General features: G+C 67.7%; 17 protein-coding genes. 3 read left to right on the top strand and 14 right to left on the bottom strand.

Going from position 1 to position 23,211, the window contains the following annotated elements:
• Nucleotides 1-150: 150 nt before the first annotated feature.
• From AB0I66_RS23370 to ngcE, 13 genes are all read right to left on the bottom strand, one after another.
• A complete protein-coding gene (locus tag AB0I66_RS23370; protein ID WP_363209853.1) occupies nucleotides 151-1,629 on the bottom strand; it encodes a glycosyltransferase family 39 protein in 1,479 nt (492 codons plus the stop codon).
• Between the two features lie 84 nt (nucleotides 1,630-1,713).
• Nucleotides 1,714-3,213, bottom strand: a complete 1,500-nt coding sequence (locus tag AB0I66_RS23375; RefSeq protein ID WP_363209854.1) for an amino acid permease — start codon at nucleotides 3,211-3,213, stop codon at nucleotides 1,714-1,716.
• Nucleotides 3,214-3,359: 146 nt separating this feature from the next.
• Entirely contained in the window at nucleotides 3,360-5,294 is a 1,935-nt protein-coding gene (gene dxs, locus AB0I66_RS23380; RefSeq protein ID WP_363209855.1) for a 1-deoxy-D-xylulose-5-phosphate synthase, read from the bottom strand.
• Nucleotides 5,295-5,495: 201 nt separating this feature from the next.
• The gene (locus AB0I66_RS23385) at nucleotides 5,496-6,788 is read right to left on the bottom strand and encodes a sugar ABC transporter permease (protein WP_363209856.1); all 1,293 of its coding nucleotides are present in this window, start codon (nucleotides 6,786-6,788) and stop codon (nucleotides 5,496-5,498) included.
• On the bottom strand, nucleotides 6,785-7,573 hold the full coding sequence (locus AB0I66_RS23390; protein WP_363209857.1) for an ATP-binding cassette domain-containing protein: 789 nt from the start codon (nucleotides 7,571-7,573) through the stop codon (nucleotides 6,785-6,787). The genes AB0I66_RS23385 and AB0I66_RS23390 overlap by 4 nt, the downstream gene beginning before the upstream one ends.
• 194 nt (nucleotides 7,574-7,767) lie before the next feature.
• Complete coding sequence (locus AB0I66_RS23395) at nucleotides 7,768-8,886, bottom strand: sugar ABC transporter substrate-binding protein (RefSeq protein ID WP_363209858.1); 1,119 nt, start codon at nucleotides 8,884-8,886, stop codon at nucleotides 7,768-7,770.
• A gap of 120 nt (nucleotides 8,887-9,006) precedes the next feature.
• A complete protein-coding gene (locus AB0I66_RS23400; RefSeq protein ID WP_363209859.1) occupies nucleotides 9,007-10,206 on the bottom strand; it encodes an ROK family transcriptional regulator in 1,200 nt (399 codons plus the stop codon).
• A 199-nt stretch (nucleotides 10,207-10,405) separates the two neighbouring features.
• Nucleotides 10,406-11,290: a carbohydrate ABC transporter permease gene (locus AB0I66_RS23405; protein ID WP_363209860.1), complete on the bottom strand. Its 885-nt coding sequence runs from the start codon at nucleotides 11,288-11,290 to the stop codon at nucleotides 10,406-10,408.
• Nucleotides 11,290-12,168, bottom strand: coding sequence for a sugar ABC transporter permease (locus AB0I66_RS23410; RefSeq protein WP_363209861.1), 879 nt, complete (start codon nucleotides 12,166-12,168; stop codon nucleotides 11,290-11,292). The genes AB0I66_RS23405 and AB0I66_RS23410 overlap by 1 nt, the downstream gene beginning before the upstream one ends.
• A 111-nt stretch (nucleotides 12,169-12,279) precedes the next feature.
• A complete protein-coding gene (locus tag AB0I66_RS23415; protein ID WP_363209862.1) occupies nucleotides 12,280-13,542 on the bottom strand; it encodes an extracellular solute-binding protein in 1,263 nt (420 codons plus the stop codon).
• 150 nt (nucleotides 13,543-13,692) lie between these two features.
• Entirely contained in the window at nucleotides 13,693-14,586 is an 894-nt protein-coding gene (locus tag AB0I66_RS23420) for a carbohydrate ABC transporter permease (protein WP_363209863.1), read from the bottom strand.
• A 21-nt stretch (nucleotides 14,587-14,607) separates the two neighbouring features.
• A complete protein-coding gene (locus AB0I66_RS23425; RefSeq protein ID WP_363210059.1) occupies nucleotides 14,608-15,522 on the bottom strand; it encodes a sugar ABC transporter permease in 915 nt (304 codons plus the stop codon).
• Nucleotides 15,523-15,706: 184 nt separating this feature from the next.
• Nucleotides 15,707-17,140, bottom strand: coding sequence for an N-acetylglucosamine/diacetylchitobiose ABC transporter substrate-binding protein (gene ngcE / locus AB0I66_RS23430; RefSeq protein WP_363209864.1), 1,434 nt, complete (start codon nucleotides 17,138-17,140; stop codon nucleotides 15,707-15,709).
• A 523-nt stretch (nucleotides 17,141-17,663) separates the two neighbouring features.
• Between ngcE and AB0I66_RS23435 the strand changes: the two genes are divergently transcribed.
• The gene (locus tag AB0I66_RS23435) at nucleotides 17,664-21,539 is read left to right on the top strand and encodes a GH92 family glycosyl hydrolase (RefSeq protein ID WP_363209865.1); all 3,876 of its coding nucleotides are present in this window, start codon (nucleotides 17,664-17,666) and stop codon (nucleotides 21,537-21,539) included.
• Here AB0I66_RS23435 and AB0I66_RS23440 read toward each other — a convergent pair.
• Entirely contained in the window at nucleotides 21,482-22,042 is a 561-nt protein-coding gene (locus AB0I66_RS23440; protein ID WP_363209866.1) for an ATP-binding protein, read from the bottom strand. The two genes, AB0I66_RS23435 and AB0I66_RS23440, sit on opposite strands and share 58 nt — an antisense overlap.
• An 84-nt stretch (nucleotides 22,043-22,126) precedes the next feature.
• Between AB0I66_RS23440 and AB0I66_RS23445 the strand changes: the two genes are divergently transcribed.
• Nucleotides 22,127-22,954, top strand: coding sequence for a helix-turn-helix transcriptional regulator (locus AB0I66_RS23445; RefSeq protein WP_363209867.1), 828 nt, complete (start codon nucleotides 22,127-22,129; stop codon nucleotides 22,952-22,954).
• 8 nt (nucleotides 22,955-22,962) lie between these two features.
• On the top strand, nucleotides 22,963-23,211 hold the full coding sequence (locus AB0I66_RS23450) for a DUF397 domain-containing protein (protein WP_363209868.1): 249 nt from the start codon (nucleotides 22,963-22,965) through the stop codon (nucleotides 23,209-23,211).

Here is a 23,211-nt window from a genome sequence, read left to right on the forward strand (position 1 = left end):
GGCCGCGCGCGCAAGTCCCGGTGGGGACCGCGGCTTTCCTGCGGCCCGTCCGTTGTGCGCCGCGCGGGGGCCGGAGCGGACCGCGGACCGGCGGGCGCGGGGTGGTGGGGCTTCGGGGTTGGGTTTCTGGTCGGCAGTCTCGCGTTTCGCTCAGTGCTTGGCCCGTGCGTACACCACCGCTCCCCCCACCCTCGCCACCGGCTCATAGCCGACGGCCAGGGCCCGGCGCAGTGAGGGCAGGCGGTTTGGGGTGAAGGGTTTGCCTCGGGAGTCGTCGACGATGATGGCCGGTGGGTGCTCGGTCAGTTCGTGGCGGAAGGTCTTCCAGGTGCCGTCGACCGCGTATCTTTCGCCCACCTGCGGCCCGTTCCTGCCGCCGCTGTAGTTGGTGAGCAGCCCCGCCGTGAGGTAGCGGCTCGCGGGAGGGCGGTCGGCGAGCCAGTACGCCTCCGGGTGTATCCCCCAGAACAGCACCGTGTCCTGGGGTGACGTCAGCGCCCGGACGGTCTCCGCGAGGCGCGTGGCGTGCGCCAGTTCGGGGCGCGGCGCCAGCATCCCCCAGGTCAGGAAGAGCACGCAGGCCGCTGCCGAGACCGAGAGCGCCGTCCACGTGCGCTCGCGGGGCAGGATCTGCAGCGCCGCCGTGCCCAACAGGGCCAGCGGCGGCGTCAGTTGCAGGTAGTAGTGGCCGAAGAAGTGGAAGCCGACGAGGACGGCTCCCGCCGACGAGGCGAGCCAGAGCCACAGTTCCGTCGAGCCGGTGCGGGCGATGCGCAGGACGCGTACGACAGGCGGGATGATCCCGGCGCAGGCCGCGGCGAGGATCGCCGCGTTGGTCAACCCGCGCAGGAGCACGTGGAGTTCGGAGCCGGTGAAGGAGGCGTACGCCCCCGACCCCGTCACCGTCCAGAACAGGAACCCCGCGGGGTCGGTGACCGCGGCCACGACGAGGACGGGCCCGCACAGCCCGATCCCCAGGCGCAGCACGTCCTTTCGGGCGCCGCCCGCCTGCCACAGCAGCCACACCACCGGCACCAGGACGGCGCCCCCGGTCTGCTTGACCAGGAACGCACAGGCCACCGCGGCGCCCGCCGCTCCCCAGCGGCGCCGGTCCGCGCACCAGAGGGCGGCCGCGGTGCACGGCAGCATGAAGACCTCGAAGGTGGCCGCCTGGGCGTCCTCGGGGTTCAGGCCGACCGAGACGAGGAGGTAGAGGACGCCCGCCGTACGGCCCGCGCCGTCGCCCCAGCGTCGCCTCGCGACACAGACGAGGAGGACGGCGGTCAGGAGCTGGGCCGCGACCGCGAGCACTTTCAGCGGAAGCAGCGTGGCGTCGCCGAAGAGCGCGAACGCCGCCTCGTACAGCCAGGGGACGAGCGGCGGCTTGCGGTCGACGACGGTTTCGTAGAGCTCTCCCCCGTCGGCCAACATCCTTGCCTGGACGGCGAGATAGCCCTCGTCCGGGCTCCACAGCGGCCACCGGAAGGAAGGGACACGGGTGACGCAGGCCAGTGCGGCCAGGAGCGGCAGCAGACGCGGCCAGTACGCCGCGGGGGCCCGCTCCGCGCGCGGGCGCGGCAGCCGCGGCCCGTGTACGGAGCGTGGTGATGCGGAGGGCTCGGCGAGCATGAGGTGCACGCTATCCGGCCCCGCAGTTCCCGTCAGATCGGGACATACGGGGCCGGACGATTGGCCGGAAGTCGACCGATGCGATTACCGGACGTCACCGGTCTGCTGCTCGCCCCGCCGGCCGAGCCGGCTGTGCGTGCGCCCGTACACGAAGTACACGACGAAGCCGAGCGCCATCCAGATGCCGAACCGCAGCCAGGTCTCGGCGGGCAGGTTCAGCATCAGCCACACCGAGGCCGCCACCGAGAGGATGGGCACCAGCGGCACCAGCGGGGTGCGGAAGGCGCGGGGCAGGTCGGGGCGGGTGCGGCGCAGGATGATGACGCTCAGGGCGACCACGACGAAGGCGAAGAGGGTGCCGATGTTCACCAGCTCGGCGAGCTCGTCGAGGCTGGTGAAGCCCGCCAGGATCGCGATGAGGACACCGAGCAGGATGGTCGGGCGGTGCGGCGTGCGGTACTTCGGGTGGACGTGGGAGAAGAACCGGGGCAGCAGTCCGTCACGGCTCATCGCGAAGAAGACGCGGGTCTGGCCGAGCAGCAGGATCATGCAGACGGTGGTGAGGCCGACGGCGGCGCCGAAGCTGATCACACCGCCGTAGAAGGGATGCCCGGTGGCCTTGAAGGCGTCGGCGAGCGGGGCGTCCACGGACAGTTCGCTGTAGTGCTGCATGCCCGTGACGACGATCGACACGGCGACGTACAGGACGGTGCAGATGAGGAGCGAGCCGAGGATGCCGCGCGGCATGTCCCGCTGGGGCAGCTTGGTCTCCTCGGCCGCGGTCGCCACGATGTCGAAGCCGATGAAGGCGAAGAAGACGATGGAGGCGGCCGTGAAGATGCCGAGGACACCGAAGTTGGTCGGCGCGTACCCGAACATCAGCTGGATGAGCGGGGAATCGATGCTGTTGCCGGCGGGCACTTCCTGGGCCTTGGGGATAAACGGCTTGTAGTTGTCCGTGTCGATGAAGAAGGCGCCCGCGATGATGACGATCAGGACGACGGCCACCTTGATGGCGACGATGACCGTGGTGACGCGGGCGGAGAGCTTCATCCCGAGGACCAGGACGACCGTCAGGACGAGCACCAGCGCGGTGGCGAGGATGTCGAAGCTGAAGCCATCGGCGGCATCGGGCCCGGAGAGCGCCGCGGGCAGCTCCCAGCCCGCGTTGTCCATCAGCGAGCGCACATAGCCGGACCAGCCGACGGCGACCACCGCCGTGCCGAGCGCGAATTCGAGCACCAGGTCCCAGCCGATGGTCCAGGCGGGCAGCTCGCCGAGCGAGGCGTACGAGAAGGTGTACGCCGATCCCGCCACCGGCACGGTGGAGGCGAACTCCGCGTAGCAGAGCGCCGCGAGGGCGCAGACGACACCGGCGACGGCGAAGGCGATCGCGGTGGCGGGCCCCGCGGTCTCCTTGGCCACCGCCCCGGTCAGCACGAAGATGCCGGTGCCGATGACGACGCCGACGCCGAAGACCGTGAGGTCGAGGGCGGACAGCGACTTCTTGAGCGCGTGCTCCGGCTCCTCGGTGTCCTGGATGGACTGCTCGATGCTCTTCGTTCTGAAAAGGCTGCTTGCCACGGACGTACCTCCACGCTTGTCGTCCTCGACATGATCGAGAGGGCGAGTACCCCGTTGGCCGTGGCGCGAGCCTATTCACGCGAATGGGCCGGTTCCACCACCCGTACAGGGTGTGGGAACCGGCCCATCGGCGGTGCGCGTTGACGTCAGTCGCGGGCGGGCTCCCCCGCCTCGACGGAGTCCACGGCGGCCGTGCGCTCGTACCGGCCGTCCAGCTTGGCCACCAGACCGGTCACCTGACGGGAGATGTCCGGGGCTGTCAGGCCGATCTCGGCCATGATCTCCTTGCGCGAGGCGTGGTCCAGGAAGCGCGGCGGGATGCCGAAGTCACGCAGCGGTACGTCGACGCCCGCGTCGCGCAGGGCCTGGGAGACGGCCGAACCGACGCCTCCCGCGCGGGAGTTGTCCTCGACGGTGACGACCACGCGGTGCTGCTCGGCGAGCGGGGCGAGCGCCTCGTCGACGGGCTTGACCCAACGGGGGTCCACGACCGTCGTCGTGATGCCCTGCTTGTTCAGGAGGTCCGCGATCTCCAGGCACATGGGAGCCAGCGCGCCCACGGAGACCAGGAGAACGTCGGGGCGGTTGGTGCCCGCCTTGCGCAGGACGTCCATGCCGCCGACCTTGCCGACGGCCTTGACCGCCGGGCCGACCGCGCCCTTGGAGTAGCGCACGACGGTCGGGGCGTCGTCGACCTCGACGGCCTCGCGCAGCTGGAGGCGGACCTGGTCGGCGTCGCGCGGGGCGGCGATGCGCAGGGTCGGCACGCACTGCAGGATCGACATGTCCCACATGCCGTTGTGCGAGGCGCCGTCCGTGCCGGTGACCCCGGCCCGGTCCAGGACGAAGGTGACGCCGCACTTGTGCAGGGCGACGTCCATCAGGAGCTGGTCGAAGGCGCGGTTGAGGAAGGTCGCGTACACCGCGAAGACGGGGTGCAGGCCGCCGGTGGCCAGGCCCGCCGCCGACACGGCCGCGTGCTGCTCGGCGATGCCCACGTCGTAGACCCGGTCGGGGAACTCCTCGGCGAACTTCTTCAGGCCCACCGGCTGCAGCATCGCGGCGGTGATCGCGACGATGTCCTCGCGCTCCCGGCCGAGCTTGACCATCTCCTCGCCGAAGACGGACGTCCAGTCCATGCCGGAGGCGGCGATGGGCAGGCCCGTGTCGGGGTGGATGACGCCGACGGCGTGGAAGTGGTCGGCCTCGTCCTCCAGGGCGGGCTTGTAGCCGCGGCCCTTCTCGGTGATGCAGTGCACGATGACCGGGCCGCCGAAGCGCTTGGCGCGCACCAGGGCGGACTCCAGGGCCTCGATGTCGTGGCCGTCGATCGGGCCGACGTACTTCAGGCCGAGGTCCTCGAACATGCCCTGCGGGGCGATGAAGTCCTTGAGGCCCTTCTTCGCGCCGTGCAGCGTCTCGTACAGGGGCCTGCCGACGACCGGGGTGCGCTCCAGGAAGTCCTTGCCGCGGGCCAGGAAGCGCTCGTAGCCGTCGGTGGTGCGCAGGGTCGCCAGGTGGTCCGCGAGGCCGCCGATGGTCGGGGCGTACGAACGCTCGTTGTCGTTGACGACGATCACTAGGGGGCGGTCCTTGGCGGCGGCGATGTTGTTCAGCGCCTCCCAGGCCATGCCGCCGGTGAGTGCGCCGTCACCGATGACGGCGACGACGTGGTCGTCCTTGCCCTGGACCTCGTTGGCCTTGGCGAGGCCGTCGGCCCAGCCGAGGACCGTCGAGGCGTGCGAGTTCTCGATCACGTCGTGGTCGGACTCGGCGCGCGAGGGATAGCCGGAGATGCCGCCCTTGGTGCGCAGCTTGGCGAAGTCCTGGCGGCCGGTGAGCAGCTTGTGCACGTAGCTCTGGTGGCCGGTGTCGAAGAGGACCTTGTCCTGCGGGGAGTCGAAGACCCGGTGCATGGCGATCGTGAGCTCGACCACGCCGAGGTTGGGGCCGAGGTGGCCGCCGGTCTTGGACACTGCGTCGACGAGGAAGGCGCGGATCTCGCCGGCCAGCTGGTTCAGCTCCTCCGGGCTGAGCCGGTCCAGATCGCGCGGTCCCCTGATGCGGGTCAGCAGCGGCACCCGTGCCTCCTTGCAGTAGAGCTGTTCAAGCGTTGACCGGATTGTTGCCGGGCCTGTTGAGTCTAATGTTCCGCCGTCGCGGACGGCGTCCGGGCCGTGAGTTCCACGTCACGCGATCGGCGGTGTCCGGACCCCGCACAGAGAGCTGCCCGGCACCGCTCCTTTGCGGTACCGGGCAGCTCTGCTCTGGGTTTTGGCAGGTCAGGCGCGGCCTGCCGTCTTCTGGGTCTTGCGCGTCACGGAGTCGATCACGACCGTGGCGAGCAGTACGCCACCGGTGATCATGTACTGGACCGGCGTCGCGATGCCTTCGAGCGCCAGGCCGTACTGGATCGAGGTGATGACCATGACACCCAGGAGGGCGTTCCAGGTGCGGCCGCGGCCTCCGAAGAGGCTGGTGCCGCCGATGACGGCCGCCGCGATGGCGTTCATCAGGAGGTCACCGGTGCCGGCGCCCTGGTTGGCCGCGGCGATCTTGGAGGCCATGAAGAGGCCGCCCGCCGCCGCGAACGTACCGGCGATCGCGTAGACCGACGTACGGATCAGGGTGACGTTGATGCCCGCGCGGCGGGACGCCTCGACGCTGCCGCCGAGGGCGAAGACCTTGCGGCCGTAGCCGGTGCGGCGGAGCACGAAGTCGGTGCCGACCAGGACCACCAGGAAGATCACCAGGGCGAGGGGCAGGCCCTTGTACTGGTTGAACATGATCGCGGCGGCGAAGGCCACCACGGCCAGGACCGCGGTACGGACGATGATCTCGCTCAGCGGCCTGGAGGGGACACCGGCCGCATCGCGGCGGCGGCTGTCCAGGAAGGAGGAGAGGAAGAAGGCCGCGACCGCGACGACCGCGAGGCCGTAGGCGGCGGCGACGTCCGTGAAGTAGTACGAGGTCAGCTTGGCGATCAGGCCTTCGGAGTCCAGGTTGATGGTGCCGTTGTCACCCAGGATCTGAAGCATGAAGCCCTGCCAGAACAGCAGGCCTGCCAGGGTGACGGCGAACGCCGGGGCGCCGATGCGCGCGAAGAAGAAGCCGTGGATGGTGCCGATGACCGTGCCGGAGAGGACGGCGACGATCAGCGCGATCCACTCGGGCGCACCGTGCGTGACGGCGAGCACGGCGGCGACCGCGCCCGCGACACCGCTGACCGAGCCGACCGACAGGTCGATCTCGCCGAGCAGCAGCACGAAGACGATGCCGACGGCGATCATGCCGGTGCCGACCATGGCGACGGAGATGTTGCTGAGGTTCTCCGCGGTCATGAAGCGCGAGTTCATCGAGGCGAAGATCGCCCAGATGATGATGAGGCCCGCGACGACCGGGATGGAGCCCAGGTCACCGGCGCGCATCTTGCGCTTGAACTCGGTGATGTAGCCCGCGAAGCCCTGCTCGCGGACGAGGAGGCGCGGGTCCACCGCGGTGACGGCGTCCGCGGCGGCCGCCGGGGCGTCGACGGGCGCGTCGCCGGGCGTGGAGGTCTTGTCGATGCTGCTCACTTCTGGGCCTCCCCATTGCGCGCCGCGCGACGGGTCACGGCATTGTCCGTGGCGCCCGTGATGGCGGAGATGATCTCTTCCTGCGAGGTGGACTTCACGTCGAAGACGCCGTTGTTCCGGCCGAGCCGGAGCACCGCCACCTTGTCCGCGACGGCCTTGACGTCCGCCATGTTGTGGCTGATGAGAATGACCGCGTGGCCACGCTCGCGCAGCCGCTCCACCAGGTCGAGGACCTGGGCGGTCTGCTCCACGCCGAGCGCCGCCGTGGGCTCGTCGAGGATGACGAGCTTGGGCTCGCCGAGCATCGAGCGGGCGATCGCCACCGTCTGGCGCTGACCGCCGGAGAGCGAGGCGATCGGGATGCGGACGCTGGGTATGCGGATCGACAGCGTGGTGAGGAGCTCGCGGGCGCGGCGCTCCATCTCGACCTCGTTGAGCACACCGCGCCTGCGCAGCTCACGACCGAGGTAGAGATTGCCGACGACGTCGATGTTGTCGCACAGCGCGAGGTCCTGGTAGACGGTCGCGATGCCCAGGTTCTGGGCGTCGTGCGGCTTGTTGATCGATACGGCCTTGCTCTCCCACTCGATGACGCCGTCATCGATGGGATGCACGCCGGCGATCGTCTTGACCAGCGTGGACTTTCCTGCGCCGTTGTCGCCGACCAGGGCGACCACCTCACCGGCGTGGACCTCAAGCTCGACGTCGGTGAGCGCCTGGACGGCACCGAATCGCTTGGAGACCCCGCGCAACGCCAACACGGGCGTAGCGGACACGTGAACCATCTCCTTCGCCGCCTGACCGGCGGGAGGTTGAACAGAAGAGAACGAGAAGAACGAGAAGACCTGCACGCGACGGGAGCGCGTTTCTGTCCGGCGCCCCGCCTAGAGCTGCGGGGCTGTTGGAACGGGGCGCCGGACAGGGCCTCAATGGCGGTGAAGTCCCGGGTGGAAACGGGGACTTACCTCCAAGCGGGGACTTACTTCAGGCCGACCTTGGCGCAGTCGGCCTTGTACTTCGCGGTGCAGATCTCGTCGACCGCGTAGATCCCGTCCTTGATGACGGTCTCCTTGATGTTCTTGTCGGTCAGCGAGACGACCGGCACGAGCACCGTGGGAACGTCCTTGGCGGTGGGGCTGTCGACGGTCGTCTTGGCGATCGAGTCGAGCTTCTCGCCCTTGCCGAGCGCGACGGCCATCTCCGCGGCGACCTTGGCCTCCGCCGGGTAGGACTTGTAGACGCTCATGAACTGCTCGCCCGCGACGATGCGCTGCACACCGGCGAGTTCGGCGTCCTGACCGGTGACCGGCGGGAGCTTGCTGATGCCGGCGGCCTTGAGGGCGGTGATGATGCCGCCCGCCATGCCGTCGTTGGCGGAGTAGACGCCGTCGATCTTGCCCTTGCCGAGGGCCGAGATCGCGCCCTCCATGTTGGCGTTGGCGTTCTCCGGCTTCCACTCCTTGGTGTCGTACGACTTGCCGACCTTGACCTTGCCCTTGAGCACCGACTCGGCGCCCTTCTTGAAGAGCTTGGCGTTCGGGTCGGTGATCGCGCCGTTCATCATCACGATCTGGCCGCCCTTGGCCTTGTCCCCGAGGGCTTCGAGCAGGGCCTTGCCCTGGACGCGGCCGACCTCTTCGTTGTCGAAGGAGGTGTACGCGTCGATGGGGCCCTCGGCGAGGCGGTCGTACGCCACGACCGGGATGCCCGCGTCCTTGGCCTTCTTGACCGAACCGGCGATGGCCTTGGAGTCCACCGCGTCCACGATCAGCACGTCCACCTTGTTGGTGATCATGGTGTCGGCCTGCTGGTTCTGTACGGTCGCGTCCTGCTTGGCGTTGGCGTAGGTGACCTTGGCCTTGCCGTCGGTCAGCTCCTTGACGTGCTTCTCGATCAGCGGCTTGTCGAACTTCTCGTAACGCGCGGTCTGGTTCTCCGGCAGGAGCAGACCTATGTTCAGCGCGTCGCCCTTCTTCGAGCCGGAGCCCGCTTCATCCTTGTCACCGCCGGACTCCTTGGCGCTGCCACAGGCAGCAAGGGTGACGGCCATGGTGGTGGCGGCAACGGCAACGGCGGCACGACGCATACGCGTGTTCATTCGGGAACCTCCCTGACGTGGCCGCGTCGTTGCGGCCGAGGTGGCTCGAAGTCAACTCGGCCGCCACACCAGCGTCAAGGAGTAAATCCTTAACGAGATGACAACGGTGCCATGCGTTATCTAAGTGAAGGCAGGTGCGGTGGCAGGCAGAGAGCCGTCCAAAAGGGTCGAATCGCCCATTTCGCTGAGTGCGAGAGCCAGCGCCCCGAGCACCTCCGCGCGGCCGCCCAGGGCCCCAGGAAGGACGGAAAGCTGCCGGGCGGCGCTGGGGATCGCGTAGCGCCCGACGGACTCCCTGATGGGCCCCAGGACCAGCTCACCGGCCTCCGCGAGGTCACCGCCGAGGACGACCCTGCTGGGGTTCAGGAGATTGCAGAGGTTCGCCACACCGCTGCCGATGTGACGGCCGACGTCGGCGATCACCCGACGGCAGCCGGGGTCTCCCTCGCGCGCCAGGGCGACCACGCGCTCCATGGTCAGCTCGGTGCCGTGGCTGGACTGGAGCAGCGGCAGCACATAGCGGGCCGCCGCGAAGGTCTCCAGGCAGCCGCGGTTGCCGCAGCGGCAGACCGGACCCGACTCGTCCAGGGTGATGTGCCCGATCTCGCCGGCGGTGCCGCCGGGGCCGCGGTAGATCCGTCCGCTGATCACCAGACCGGCGCCGACACCGCTCGCGACCTTGATGTACGCCAGGTCCTTGACCCCGCGGCCGCTGCCCCAGACCAGCTCGCCGAGCGCGCCGAGGTTGGCGTCGTTGTCGACGTGCACGGGGACGCCGAGGCGGTCCTTGAGCTCCTCCGCGGGCTTGGTGCCCGTCCAGCCCGGCAGGATCGACGTCGAGCCGAGCGTCCCGGACTCCACGTCGATGGGTCCCGGCACGCCGAGGCCGATGCCCGCGATCTTCGCGCGGTCCACGCCGGTCACCCCGATCAGCCTGCTGACCAGCTGTTCGGCGCGGTCGAAGCCCTGCGCGGCCGACGCGTCCACGTCCAGCGGCTCGGACTCCTCGGCGAGCACCTGGTGGGCGAGGTTCCCCACCGCCACGCGCAGGTGCGTATGACCGAAGTCCACGCCGATGACGATGCCCGCGTCGCCGCTGAGCGAGACGCTGCGGGCCCTGCGACCGCCTGCCGAGGTGGGCGTGACCTCGACCGTTCCGCCGTCCTTGAGCTCCCGGACGATGTTGGAGACCGTGGCCGCGGACAGTCCCGTCGTCCTGGCGATCTCCGCCTGAGTGAGCGATCCGGCGAGCCGTACGGCACGTACGACCCGCTCGAGATTGGCCCGGTGCAGCGACGACTGCGACCCCGGAGTCTCCATTGACTCAGCCACCCTTTTCCGTATGACGTAACAGCGACGTCGCTGCCCGTACAAGTTGTGAACTCCAAGCTCTGCTGAACGGGTTGGCGCAGTCAAGTCCTTGACCCAAATCGGCACTCTTGAACAGCGGGACAGGCCGGGTCCAAGTGGCGAGGATGCACCCCAAACCACCCAGACCCGGCCTGTACGGGCCGATCTGTTACTTGACCGAGCCCGCGGTGAGACCCGAGACCACGTGCCGTTCGATGAAGGCGAAGAGCACGATGACCGGCACGATCGCCACCACGGAGGCCGCGAAGAGGTAGTTCCACTCCACGGTGTAGGCGCCGATGAAGTTGTTGATGCCGACGGTCAGCGGCTGCTTGTCGGGCTCGGTGGTGAGCGTGAGGCCCATCACGAACTCGTTCCACGAGGTGATGAAAGTGAAGATCACCGCGGTCACGACGCCCGGCAGCGCTAGCGGCAGCGTCACCTTCACCATCGCCCCGAAGCGGCTGGTGCCGTCCACCATGGCCGCCTCCTCCAGCTCCTTCGGGATGGAGCCGATGTAGGCGGTCAGGATCCACACCGCGAACGCGAGGTTGAACGCCGCGTTCGTGATGATCAGCGTCCAGACCGAGTTGAGCATGTCCAGCTGGTGGAACTCGCGGTAGAGGCCGACCAGGAGGGCGGTGGGCTGGAACATCTGGGTGATCAGGACGAGGAGCAGGAAGGCCTTGCGCCCGCGGTAGCGCATGCGCGCCGTGTAGTACGCGGCGGGCAGCGAGACCAGGAGCACCAGGAGCGTCGCCCCGCCCGCGACGAGCAGGGTCACCTGCAGGTTCTGGCCGAGCTCCGACTCCTTCCAGACCTCGATGAAGTTCGACCACTCCAGGTTGCTCGGCAGGTAGGTCCGGTCCCGCAGCTCGCTCTTGGGACGGAGCGCGGTGATCACCATCTCCAGGTACGGAGCCAGGAAGATCGCCGCGAGCGCCCAGGCGACCACGGTGATGACCAGGGTGCGCGGCCGGAACGTGCGCTTGGCCTTGGGCCGGGGCGCGGGACTCTTCGGGGACCCCGCGCGGGTCTGGGTCGCGGTGGCCATCAGTCCTCCTCGTTCCAGCGGCTGACCTTCAGGAAGATCAGCACGAGCACGACGACCATCGCGAAGTTGACCACGGACATGGCGGCGGATTCACCGATGTCGGTCTCCTTCAACTTGTACATGAACACCATGGTCGTGGAGGTGTCATAGCCGGGGCCGCCCTGCGTCATGGCCCAGATGATCGGGAAGGAGTTGAAGACGTTGATGAGGTTGATGACCACGCCGACCAGGAACGCGGGCCGCAGCATCGGCACCGTGATGTGCCGGTACGTCTGCCAGGGGCTCGCCCCGTCGATCCGCGACGCCTCGTAGACCTCGTGCGGGATGGTCTGCAGACCGGCGAGCAGCGTGTACGTGGTGAAGGGCAGCGACACGAAGATGGCGACGGCCATCATCCAGGGCCAGGCCGTCTCCGGTGTGCCCAGCCAGTCCTTGGACTTGTCGATGAGGCCGAGGTCCAGCATCAGCGTGTTGAGCACGCCCGCCGTCTGGTTGAGCATCCACTTGAAGCCGATGGCGGTCATCAGGACGGATGCCGCCCAGGGCGCGATGAGCGCCCAGCGGGTGACGGTGCGGCCGGGGAACTTCTGGTTGAAGAGCTGGGCGAGGGCCAGCGAGAGGAGCATCGTCACGCTCACGACGACGACGGTCCAGATGACCGTCCAGAGCAGGACCGCCCCGAAGTCGCTCTCCTCGAAGAGCTTCTTGTACTTGTCGGTCCCCGCGCTGCCGCGCACGATGCCGGCGATGGAGATGTTGAGGAACGAGGTGCGGATCAGCTCGACGACCGGCCAGATGACCACGGCGAGGATCAGCAGGATGACGGGCGCTATCCAGGGCAGCGGGCCGAGCCGGGCGATGCCGCTGCGGCGGCTCACCGGCCTGGGTGCGCGCCCGCTCCGTCCCCGGCCGGCGTCGGCCGGGGGCGGAGGGGCCTTCAGTGACACAACGACTCCTTGCGTACGGAGCGAACGGGAGCTGTCTGCCTGCTACTTGGCCTCGGCAGCCGCCGCTTCCGCCTTCTTCTGCAGGTCGCCGAGGACCGTCTTCGGGTCGTCGCTCACGGCCTTGCCGCCGGTCTTCTTCATCTCGGCGGAGATGACGTCCCACGCGGTGTCGCCGAGGGGGTAGAACTTGGCGTTCGGCAGGACCTCGAAGAACGGCTCCAGGTCCTTGTGCTTGCCGTTGGTCTGCATCTCCTTCAGCGCGTCCTGGGTGACGGGCATCAGGTTGTACATCTCGTCGAACTCCAGCATCTTCTTGGAGTACGTGAAGTCCAGGAACTTCTTGACGCCTTCCTTCTCGGCGCCGCCGTCCTTGAACGCCATCATCCAGTCGGCCACGCCGAGGGTGGACTCCAGCGGTGCGTCCTTGCCGGGGATCGGCGCGACGCCGTAGTCGACCTTGCCGTCCTTGGCCATCTGGATCAGGCTCGGGTGGCCGTTGAGCATGCCGACCTTGCCGGCCGCGAAGTCCGCGAAGGCCGTCTTGCGGTCGGTGGAGGCCGGGTTGGAGTACGTGAGGCCGGGCTTGACGAGGTTCTTCTGCAGCCAGTCGAAGGTCTCGACGTTCTGCGCGCTGTCGAGCGTGTACTTGCCGCTCTCGTCGGTGTAGCCACCGCCGTTGCCGAGCTCCCACATCATCGTCTCGCCCTGGGTCTCCTCGGGGCCGAGCGGCAGGGCGTACGGGGTGTCGGCGGCCTTGGAGGACTTGATCTTCTTGGCGGCCGCGGCGACCTCGTCCCAGGTCTTGGGCGGCGTCTTGACGCCCGCCTTCTTCAGGACGGCCTTGTTGTAGAACATGACGCGGCTGGAGGAGACCCACGGGATGCCGTACTGCGTGCCCTTGACCTCGCCGGCCTTGGCGAAGGTGGGTATGAGGTTCTCCTGCGTCTTGGGCGAGAGGACCTCGTCGGCCTTGTAGAGGAGGTCGTCCGCGACCTTGTCGGCGTAGCCGCCGGTCTGCAGCAGGTCGGGCTGGTCGCCCGCCTGGATCATGTTCTTGACCTGCTTGTCGATCTCGTTCCAGTTGATGACCTGGACGTCGACCTTGTAGCCCTTGTTCTCCGCCTCGAAGTCCTTCTTCACGCCGTTCCAGTACTTCTTGGAGGCGTTGGAGGCCTTGTCGCCGTAGTCGGCGGCGACGATCTTGATGGTCTTGCCGTCGCCGCTGTCGCTGTCACCACCGCAGGCGGTAACTCCCATGGCCATCGCGAGCGTTGCCGCACCGGTGGCGATCAATCGATTCCTCATGCTGTTCAACCCTTCGACATCGGTGTCGACTTGAACGCGGGCAAAAGGTTCCCCCCGCGGCGCCGTGGGGCCGACATTACTCACGGCCGGAATTGGCACAACAGGCCTAGACCACTTTCGTGGCCAAGCTGAAATCACCCGCGATCAGGGTCACTTGAGAGCGCCCGCGGTGAGCCCTGCCTGCACCTGACGCTGGAAGACCGCGTACACGACGAGCACCGGGACCATCGCGATCGTCAGGCCCGCGAAGAGCGCTCCCCAGTCGCCCCGGTAGCCCTGCGAGACCGCCAGCGACGCGAGCCCCTGCGGCAGCACGTACCTGCCCTCTTCCTCGTTGTTGAGCAGCAGCGGAAGCAGGTACTGGTTCCACTGGCCGAGGAAGTTGAAGATGCCGATGCTCACCAGGCCCGGCTTGGCCATCGGCAGCATGATCTGGAAGAACGTGCGGGTGTGCGAGGCCCCGTCGACCATCGCCGCCTCCTGGACGCCGGTCGGCAGCGTACGGAAGAAGGAGGTGAGGAAGAAGGTGGTGAAGGGCAGCGAGTACGCGATGTAGGCGATCATCAGCCCGGGACGGGTGTCCAGGAGCCCGAAGTTCTCCATGACCGCGAAGAGCGGGACGAGGGCGAGGATGACCGGGAACATCATCCCGCCCGCGAAGAGCATGAAGATCAGCCGGTTGCCCGGGAAGGTGAAGCGGGCGATGACATAGGCCGCCATCGAGCCGAGCAGCATCGTGCCGGTCAGTGAACCCGCCAGGATGATCACCGAGTTGAGGGCGTACTGGCCGATGCTGGCCGTCGTCCACGCGTTGGTGAAGTTCTCCCAGTGGAAGGACGTCGGCCAGCCCATCGGATCGCTGAGGATCTCGACCGAGGGGCGGAACGCGGTGAGGGCGACCCAGACGAGGGGGCCTGCCGCGAGCACCACCCACAGGACGAGGAAGGCGTGCGAGAAGACGTTGAGGGTCGCTCCGCCGGCCGACTCGCCCTCTTTGCGGGGTACGTCGGCGGCGTCGGTGCGGGGCGCTGTGGTCGTGGTCATGAGGCAGTGGCTCCCGCGGTCTCAGTATTCGATCCGGTCGCGATTCCCGATCCTCATGACGATCAGCGAGAACGCCATGCTGAGGACGAGGAGGACGACGCCGATGGAGGTGGCATAGCCGTACTGGCCGTCCCGGAACCGTTCGTAGAGGAAGACCGGGGTCACCTTCAGGACGTGCTCGGGCACCATGACCAGGACGATCGCGAACGAGTCGAGCGCCTGGATGCCCATGTAGATCCAGCCGGTCCGCACGGTGTCCCAGATCAGCGGGAGCGTCACGCTGAAGAAGGTCCGCCCCCGGCCCGCGCCGTCCAGCAGCGCCGCCTCGTAGATGTCCTTGGGGATCGCGCCCATCGCGGCGGAGAACAGCACCACGTAGAAGCCGACGAAGCTCCAGGAGAGTACGGCCATCACCGCGATGAGGGCGAGCGAGCGGTCGCCGCCCAGCCAGGCGGGACCGTCGATGCCCACCTTGTCGAGACCACCGTTGATCAGGCCGCTGTTGGTGTTGAAGACGCGGCCCCAGACGACGGCGATGATCGCGACCGACAGGACCTGGGGGAAGAAGTAGACGACCTTGTAGAACGACGATCCCGCGACACCCGCGATGGCCTGGCCCCTGCGGTGCCGCCCGCCCGACGTGATCATGTACGCGAAGAACATGCCGAGCACGAGCGTGAGCAGCGGGGCGACGATCGCCAGCGTGACGCTCACCTCCAGGGACTCCCAGAAGCGCTCGTCGTTCCACATCTTGGTGAAGTTGTCGAAGCCGATGAAGTTCGCGACCGGTCCACCGGACCAGTCGGTGAACGAGTAGTAGATCGCCTGGATGAAGGGCGAGATGACGAACAGGGCGTAGAACGCGAGCGGCAGCGACAGGAAGCCCACGATGAAGCGGTACTTGTCGAGCGTGCGGTACCGCCGGTCGTACCGCACGCTCTCGGGAGTGAGACGGGGCGGCAGCAGCACCGCCAGAAGGAACAACAGCCCGTTCGGCGCCTTGGGCTTCCGGTCCGGTGCCTTCTTCGAAGGTGGGGATTCGTCCACCCGGGTGTCAGTCTTCACGCCACTCCGCCCCGCCTCGCTCACGTGCCCGCGTTCTCGGTCGATCAGCCGCTGGTCAGGACTTCTTGACCTTGACGACGTCAGGGTCCTTGAGGATCCGGGCGCCTGCCTTCTCCATGATGTCCATGGCCTGCTTGGTGCCGATCTGACCCAGCATGAACTTGGCGATCATGTTGTTGAAGTCCTCACGGAACAGCTCGTTGTACCAGTCCATGTGCTTCGCGATGACGACGTTCTTGCCGGCGGCCTTGATCGCCGCCTGCACGCTCGCCACACCGTGCGGCATTTCCTGGCCGTCGATGGCTCCCTTGACCACCGGCAGAGCGGAGAGCTCCTTGAAGTTGTTCAGGGCGGCCTGCTTGCTGTACATCGCCCGCAGCCACTCCAGGCCGCCCTGCCGGTTCTGCGCCTTCTCGGGCACGACGTAGAACTCACCGGCCGGCGCGTTGATCGTGCCGAAGGGCATCTTGTCGCCCGAGTCCAGGGACGGGCTCGGGCCGAACGACATGCCGAAGTCCTTCGGCGTGGTGTCCTTGGCCTCGTTCTCCACCCAGGAGCCGTTGGGCACGAAGACGCACTTGCCCTCCTTGGTCCAGGCGGTCTGCATCTCCGTGTGCGCCTCGGTACCGTCGAAGCCGGTCAGTACGTACTTCTTGGCGACCAGTTCCTCCCAGGCCTCGAAGACGTCCTTGACCGCGTCGTTCTTCCAGGCGCCCGGCTCCAGGTAGTCCATGGCCGTGGTGATCTCGCGCCCGCCGCGCTGCGCGAACATCGTGTAGATGCTGAAGAACATGTACCGCGGGTGACCGCCGGGGTAGCTCCAGCCGTGGATGCCCTTGGCCTTGGCCTTCTTGCAGACGGCCAGCATCTCGTCCCAGGTCTTGGGGTACTCGGAGTCCAGGCCCTCCTCAAGAAGCTTCTTGGAGTAGAAGGTGCCGTAGACCGTCAGCGAGATACCGGCCTGGAAGGTGCCAGGGCCACCGAAGTTGCCGCTCGCCTCGACCGCCGGTTCGAGGATGTCGCGCACCTTGACGTTCGGGTCGTCCCACGACGGCGCGTCGAGGAGTTCGGTGAGGTCCGCCACCTGCTTGTTGGAGACCAGCTTGCCCGGGTTCATCTGGTCGGCGCCGGAGTTGTTGATGACGTCGGCCGTCGGGTTGCCGCGGACGATCTTCGGCTGGACCTGTGTGGCGATCTTCGTCGTCGACTTCTGGCCGGCGTCCGAGTCCGGGTACCGCTTCTTGTACATGTCGGTCACGAACTGGGCGTACTTGTCGCCGTAACCGCCGTTGAAGACGACCACGGCGAGTCCGGCGTCCGCCTTCACGCCGAGCGGGTTCTTCTTGGACTTCTCGCCCTTCTCCGCCTTGTTCTCGTCCCCGCCACCGCTCGCGCAGGAGCTCAGGGCGCCCACGGCCGGCACTGCGAGAAGGCTGGTGGCCGCCGCCCTCTTCATCACGTCACGACGGTTGATGCTGGTGGATCCCATGCTCAAGTCCTCGCCTTCTCCAGGACTCAGGCGGCGTACGGGGCTCCCGACAGCTCGCCAGTGGCGAAGGGCCCGACACCGCGGGTCAGTTGAAGCTTTCGTGGTGCGTTGCGTGCGACAACTACATGGCAAGGGCTCGCACCCGCCACTCAGGGTGCCGATAGGTATAGTCCACTTCTCGGCAGCAGAGCAAGATCGAACGCAGCTTGGGCCAGCAGTCTTTCCCGAGTTGAGACCTCGCGGAGACACGGCCTGGTTCGTTCACGGCGTGAGCAAATTCAGCCGGAGGAAATGACCGCGTCCGGGACCCGCCGTCGCTCCCCGGCATTGATCTTCCACGGCACTCACTCCCACCTCATTGGACTTTCTCCCGGGTCCCCTTGGACTTTCCCCTGAGCTCCGTCACCCCTGCCGGCTCCCCCGACGCTTCCAACAGCCTTGACACCACCCACCACTTGCCGCCCTACTGGACCCTGAGCAGCGAATTGACAACGTTGTCCAACTCGCAAGAAGGGGTTCGGGGATGCCGCGCAGATCACGCAGGCCTCGCTTCAGACACCATCGTTCGGCCGCGGTCCTCGGAGCGGCCGCGTTCACGCTCGTCGCGACCTCGCAGGGCGCGGCGGTGGCCAAACCGGATAAACCGCCCAAGGCCGCGCGGGAGTTCGTCTCCTCGTTCGAGGAGGGCGACGCCCAGCCCGACTGGCTGAACACCGTGGACACCGGCGCCGACGGCAAGAAGCGGACCGCCGGCGTCAACGGCGCGTTCAGCGCGGGAATACCCGGAAGTGTGAACGACCACGTCACGGAGGTCCGCGCCAGCGGCGAGAACTCCGGCAGCGGCGAGGTCAAGGAGAACCTGATCGACGGTGAGCCCACGAGCAAGTGGCTCACCTTCGCGGCCACCGGCTGGGCCGAGTTCGACCTGGACGAGCCCGCCAAGGCCGTGACGTACGCGCTGACGTCGGCGAACGACCACGACGAGCGCGACCCCAAGGACTGGACCCTGCAGGGCTCCACGGACGGCAAGGACTGGAAGACCCTCGACACCCGCAAGGGCGAGGTGTTCGACAAGCGTCACCAGACCAAGAAGTACGACTTCGAGAACGGCACGGCGTACGCCCACTACCGCCTGGAGGTCACCGCCAACAACGGCGCCTCCGACGCCCTCCAGCTCTCCGACGTCCAGCTCTCCGTCGGCGGCACCGAGTCGCCCGTCCCCGAGGACATGCTCTCCCTCGTGGACCGCGGCCCCAGCGGCTCCCCGACCGCGAAGTCGGGCGCCGGGTTCACCGGCAAGCGCGCGCTGCGCTACGCGGGCACCCACAAGGTGGACGGCCGCGGCTACTCGTACAACAAGGTCTTCGACGTGAACGTCTCGGTGCGCCGGGACACCGAGCTCTCGTACCGGATCTTCCCGTCCATGGCGGAGGGCGACCTCGACTACGACGCCACGAACGTGTCGGTGGACCTGGCCTTCACCGACGGCACCTATCTGAGTGACCTCAAGGCCGTGGACCAGAACGGTTTCGCGCTCTCCCCGCAGGGCCAGGGCGCCGCGAAGAGCCTCTACGTCAACCAGTGGAACAACGTGGCGTCGCGGATCGGGCAGGTCGCGCGCGGCAAGACCGTCGACCGGGTGCTCGTGGCGTACGACTCCCCCAAGGGCCCGGCGAAGTTCCGTGGCTGGGTGGACGACGTCTCCCTGAAGGAGAAGGCCCCGGCCAGGCCGAAGGCCCACCCCTCGGACTACGCGGACACCACCCGCGGCACGAACTCCAGCGGCGGTTTCTCGCGCGGCAACACCTTCCCCGCGACGGCCGTGCCGCACGGCTTCAACTTCTGGACGCCCGTCACCAACGCGGGCTCCCTGAGCTGGCTCTACGACTACGCGCGCGGCAACAACGCGGACAACCTGCCGACGATCCAGGCGTTCAGCGCGAGCCACGAGCCGAGCCCCTGGATGGGTGACCGGCAGACCTTCCAGATGATGCCGTCGGTCGACAAGGACACCCCGTCCGCGTCCCGGACCAAGCGCGCGCTGCCCTTCATGCACGAGAAGGAGACGGCACGCCCGCACTACTACGGCGTGACGTTCGAGAACGGTCTGAAGGCCGAGATGGCCCCGACCGATCACGCGGCGATGATGAAGTTCACCTATCCCGGTGACGACGCGAGCGTCATCTTCGACAACGTCTCGGAGAAGGGCGGTCTCACCCTCGACGAGGAGAAGGGGATCGTCAGCGGCTTCTCGGACGTGAAGTCCGGGCTCTCCACGGGCGCCACGCGCCTCTTCGTGTACGGCACCTTCGACTCCCCCGTCACCGCGGGCGGCAAGCTCGAAGGCGGCGGTGGCGGCGACGTGACCGGCTACCTCCGCTTCAAGGCCGGCAAGGACCGCACGGTCAACCTGCGCCTCGCGACCTCCCTCATCAGCCTCGACCAGGCCAAGGCGAACCTCGACCGCGAGATCCCGTCCGGCACGTCCTTCGAGCGCGTGAAGAACCGCGCGCAGAAGAGCTGGGACGACATCCTCGGCAAGGTCGAGGTGCAGGGCGCGAGCGAGGGCCAGCGGACCTCGCTGTACTCCTCCCTCTACCGCCTCTACCTCTACCCCAACTCGGGCTTCGAGAAGGTCACCACGGCGGACGGCAAGTCGAAGTACCAGTACGCCTCCCCCTTCTCGCCGCAGACGGGTCCCGACACCCCGACGCACACCGGCGCGAAGATCGTCGACGGCAAGCCGTACGTCAACAACGGCTTCTGGGACACGTACCGCACGACCTGGCCGGCGTACTCGCTCCTCACGCCGAAGAAGGCGGGTGAACTCGTCGACGGCTTCGTGCAGCAGTACAAGGACGGCGGCTGGACGTCCCGTTGGTCGTCGCCCGGCTACGCGGACCTGATGACGGGCACCTCGTCGGACGTGGCGTTCGCCGACGCGTACGTCAAGGGCGTGGACTTCGACGCGAAGGACGCGTACGACGCGGCCCTGAAGAACGCGACGGTCGTGCCGCCCAGCAAGGGCGTCGGCCGCAAGGGCATGGAGACCTCCCCCTTCCTCGGCTACACCTCCAGCGAGACCCACGAGGGCCTCTCCTGGGCCCTGGAGGGTTACGTCAACGACTACGGCATCTCCCGCATGGGTGAGGCCCTCTACAAGAAGACGGGCGAGAAGCGCTACAAGGAGGAGTCCGAGTACTTCCTCAACCGCGCCCGCGACTACGTGCACCTCTTCGACGACAAGGCGGCGGGCGGCGGCACCGCGCCGGGCTTCTTCCAGGGCAAGGACAAGAAGGGCGACTGGCGCGTCCCCTCCGAGAAGTTCGACCCGCGCGTGTGGGGTCACGACTACACGGAGACGAACGCCTGGGGTTACGCCTTCACCGCCCCCCAGGACTCGCGCGGCCTCGCCAACCTGTACGGCGGCCGCAAGGGCCTCGGCGACAAGCTCGACACGTACTTCGCCACTCCGGAGACCGGCTCCGCGGAGTTCGCGGGCTCCTACGGGGGCGTCATCCACGAGATGACCGAGGCACGCGACGTACGCATGGGCATGTACGGGCACTCCAACCAGGTCGCCCACCACGCCGCCTACATGTACGACGCGGCCGGTGAGCCGTCCAAGACGCAGGAGAAGGTCCGCGAGGTCCTCTCCCGCCTCTACACGGGCAGCGAGATCGGGCAGGGCTACCACGGCGACGAGGACAACGGCGAGCAGTCGGCCTGGTACCTCTTCTCCTCGCTCGGCTTCTACCCGCTGGTCATGGGCAGCGGCGAGTACGCGATCGGCTCGCCGCAGTTCACCAAGATGACCGTGCACCTGGACAACGGCCGCGACCTGGTCGTCAAGGCGCCGAAGAACAGCGCGAAGAACGTGTACGTCCAGGGCCTGAAGGTCAACGGCAAGAAGTGGAACTCCACGGCGCTCCCCCACAAGGAGATCGCGCGCGGCGGCGTCCTGGAGTTCGACATGGGCCCCAAGCCGTCGTCGTGGGGCTCGGGCAAGAACGCCCAGCCGACGTCGGTCACGCAGGACGACAAGGTGCCGTCGCCGCGCGGTGACGCCATCAAGGGTGACGGCGCGCTCTTCGACAACTCCTCGGCCACGGACGCGACGTCCGACGCGGCCGTCGACCTTCCGGTCGCCAAGGAGACGAAGGCCGTGCAGTACACGCTGACGTCGTCCACCGACAAGGCGAAGGCGCCGGACGGCTGGGTCCTTCAGGGCTCCGCCGACGGCGAGAAGTGGAAGGAACTGGACAAGCGCTCCGGCGAGTCCTTCGCCTGGGACCAGCAGACCCGGGTGTTCACGGTCGACGATCCGGGCACGTACGCGCACTACCGGCTCGTGCCGGACGGCTCCGCGACGCTCGCGGAGGTCGAGCTCCTGAGCTGATCCGCTTCGGCGGGAAGACCGGGTAGTACAGGGGCGGGAGTGACGAGGTCACTCCCGCCCCTCTGCGTGTCGCTGAACTCGCACCAGACGGTCTTTCCGGGGTCGCGCTCCATGACCCCCCACTTGTCGGCCAGGGCCGCCACCAGCAGCAGACCGCGCCCCGACTCGGCGTCATCGTCGGCACCGGATTTCGGCCGGGGCCATCCACCGCCGCTGTCGTGCACTTCGACACGGAGTACGTCGCCATCGCGGTGGAGGCGGAGCCGGAACCCGCGTCCGGGCGGCACGCCGTGCAGCAGGGCGTTCGTCGCCAACTCGCTGACGCAGAGAGTGATGTCGTCCGCCCTCTCGCGGATTCCCCATCCCGTGAGCGCGGCGCGCGCGAAGGCGCGGGCGGCGGGTACGGACTGGCGTTCACGCCGGTAGAAGCGTTCTCGGGGTTCCCGCCGGGACGGGAGTGGAGTTTCGTCGTTCACGTGACGAGTGTCACACTCCGTGGTCATGATGGTGCAGTACGTGAGGTCGTACGGCTGCGTTGTACGGGTCCCTCGTGTGAACACACGGCCACTAGTGGGGAGTTGGACCACATGAGCAGTCCCAAGCGACGGTCACGGAGGAATGCCTCGGCAATGCGGATGGTGGGCGCGCTGCTCGCCGTCCACCGCGAGGCCGCCGGGTACACACAGAAGTCCCTGGGCGAGCGGTTCGTCGTCGGCGAGGAGCAGATCGCGTCCATCGAGCAGGGGCGGCGGCCGCTGAAGATGGATCTGGCGGTGCAGCTGGATGAACTCCTCGGCACGCACCGGACGTTGGAGACCGCCGTCGACAATATGCCGGAGGTGGATCTGGTTCCGAGGTGGGCGGAGGAGTATCTGGACTGCGAGCGGGAGGCTATTGCGATCTCCGTGTACGAGAGCCTGCTCGTCCCCGGCCAGCTGCAGACTGAGGGGTACGCGCGGGCGGTCTTCCGCAGCCGCGTTCCGGTGTACGACGAAGACGAGATCGAGCAGCACGTGGCGACACGAATGGAACGCCAGGCGATTTTGCATCGCAGGGTGCCGCCGACCACCAGCTTCGTGATCTGGGAAGCATCACTGCGAGACCAGTTGGGCGGCAAGGACGTCTACGGCGAGCAGTTGCGCCATCTACGTGAGTACGCCGCCCTGCCTGGCCTCGCATTGCAGGTTCTGCCGCTCGGACGCACCACGCACGCCGGGCTCAATGGACCGTTCGTTCTGCTGGAGACACCGGACCACCAGCGGCTCGCCTACACGGAGACCCAACGCGGAAGCCAACTGGTCGCCGACCCCCACGAGGTAGCGATCCTCACCCAGAAATATGCGATGCTGCGGACACAGGCCCTCAACTCCGAAGACACCACAGGTCTGTTGGACCGACTGCTAGGAGAGCGATGAGCGGCAGCATGGCGCTTGCATGGTTCAAGTCCAGCTACAGCGGCGACGAAGGCGGCCAGTGCCTCGAAGTCGCTTACGCCTGGCGCAAGTCCAGCTACAGCAGTGAACAAGGCGGCGCCTGCCTCGAAGTTGCCGCCCTCCCCACCGCCATCCACATCCGCGACTCCAAGAACCCCGGCGGCCCCCACTTCACCGTGGCCCCGGATGCCTGGACCGCCTTCCTGTCCCTCTCCCGGGACGGGAACGCACAGCGCTGA

It is taken from the genome of Streptomyces sp. NPDC050439, from assembly GCF_040655335.1.
Classification (GTDB): domain Bacteria; phylum Actinomycetota; class Actinomycetes; order Streptomycetales; family Streptomycetaceae; genus Streptomyces.

Bases quoted from the DNA above. Each gene is read 5' to 3' on its own strand.
- ngcE (WP_363209864.1), bottom strand. From the start codon at position 17,140: ATGGGATCCACCAGCATCAACCGTCGTGACGTGATGAAGAGGGCGGCG.
- AB0I66_RS23390 (WP_363209857.1), bottom strand. From the start codon at position 7,573: ATGGTTCACGTGTCCGCTACGCCCGTGTTGGCGTTGCGCGGGGTCTCC.
- AB0I66_RS23400 (WP_363209859.1), bottom strand. From the start codon at position 10,206: ATGGAGACTCCGGGGTCGCAGTCGTCGCTGCACCGGGCCAATCTCGAG.
- AB0I66_RS23440 (WP_363209866.1), bottom strand. From the start codon at position 22,042: ATGACCACGGAGTGTGACACTCGTCACGTGAACGACGAAACTCCACTC.
- AB0I66_RS23415 (WP_363209862.1), bottom strand. From the start codon at position 13,542: ATGAGGAATCGATTGATCGCCACCGGTGCGGCAACGCTCGCGATGGCC.
- AB0I66_RS23395 (WP_363209858.1), bottom strand. From the start codon at position 8,886: ATGAACACGCGTATGCGTCGTGCCGCCGTTGCCGTTGCCGCCACCACC.
- AB0I66_RS23450 (WP_363209868.1), top strand. From the start codon at position 22,963: ATGGCGCTTGCATGGTTCAAGTCCAGCTACAGCGGCGACGAAGGCGGC.
- AB0I66_RS23370 (WP_363209853.1), bottom strand. From the start codon at position 1,629: ATGCTCGCCGAGCCCTCCGCATCACCACGCTCCGTACACGGGCCGCGG.
- AB0I66_RS23405 (WP_363209860.1), bottom strand. From the start codon at position 11,290: ATGGCCACCGCGACCCAGACCCGCGCGGGGTCCCCGAAGAGTCCCGCG.
- AB0I66_RS23445 (WP_363209867.1), top strand. From the start codon at position 22,127: ATGAGCAGTCCCAAGCGACGGTCACGGAGGAATGCCTCGGCAATGCGG.
- AB0I66_RS23420 (WP_363209863.1), bottom strand. From the start codon at position 14,586: ATGACCACGACCACAGCGCCCCGCACCGACGCCGCCGACGTACCCCGC.
- AB0I66_RS23435 (WP_363209865.1), top strand. From the start codon at position 17,664: ATGCCGCGCAGATCACGCAGGCCTCGCTTCAGACACCATCGTTCGGCC.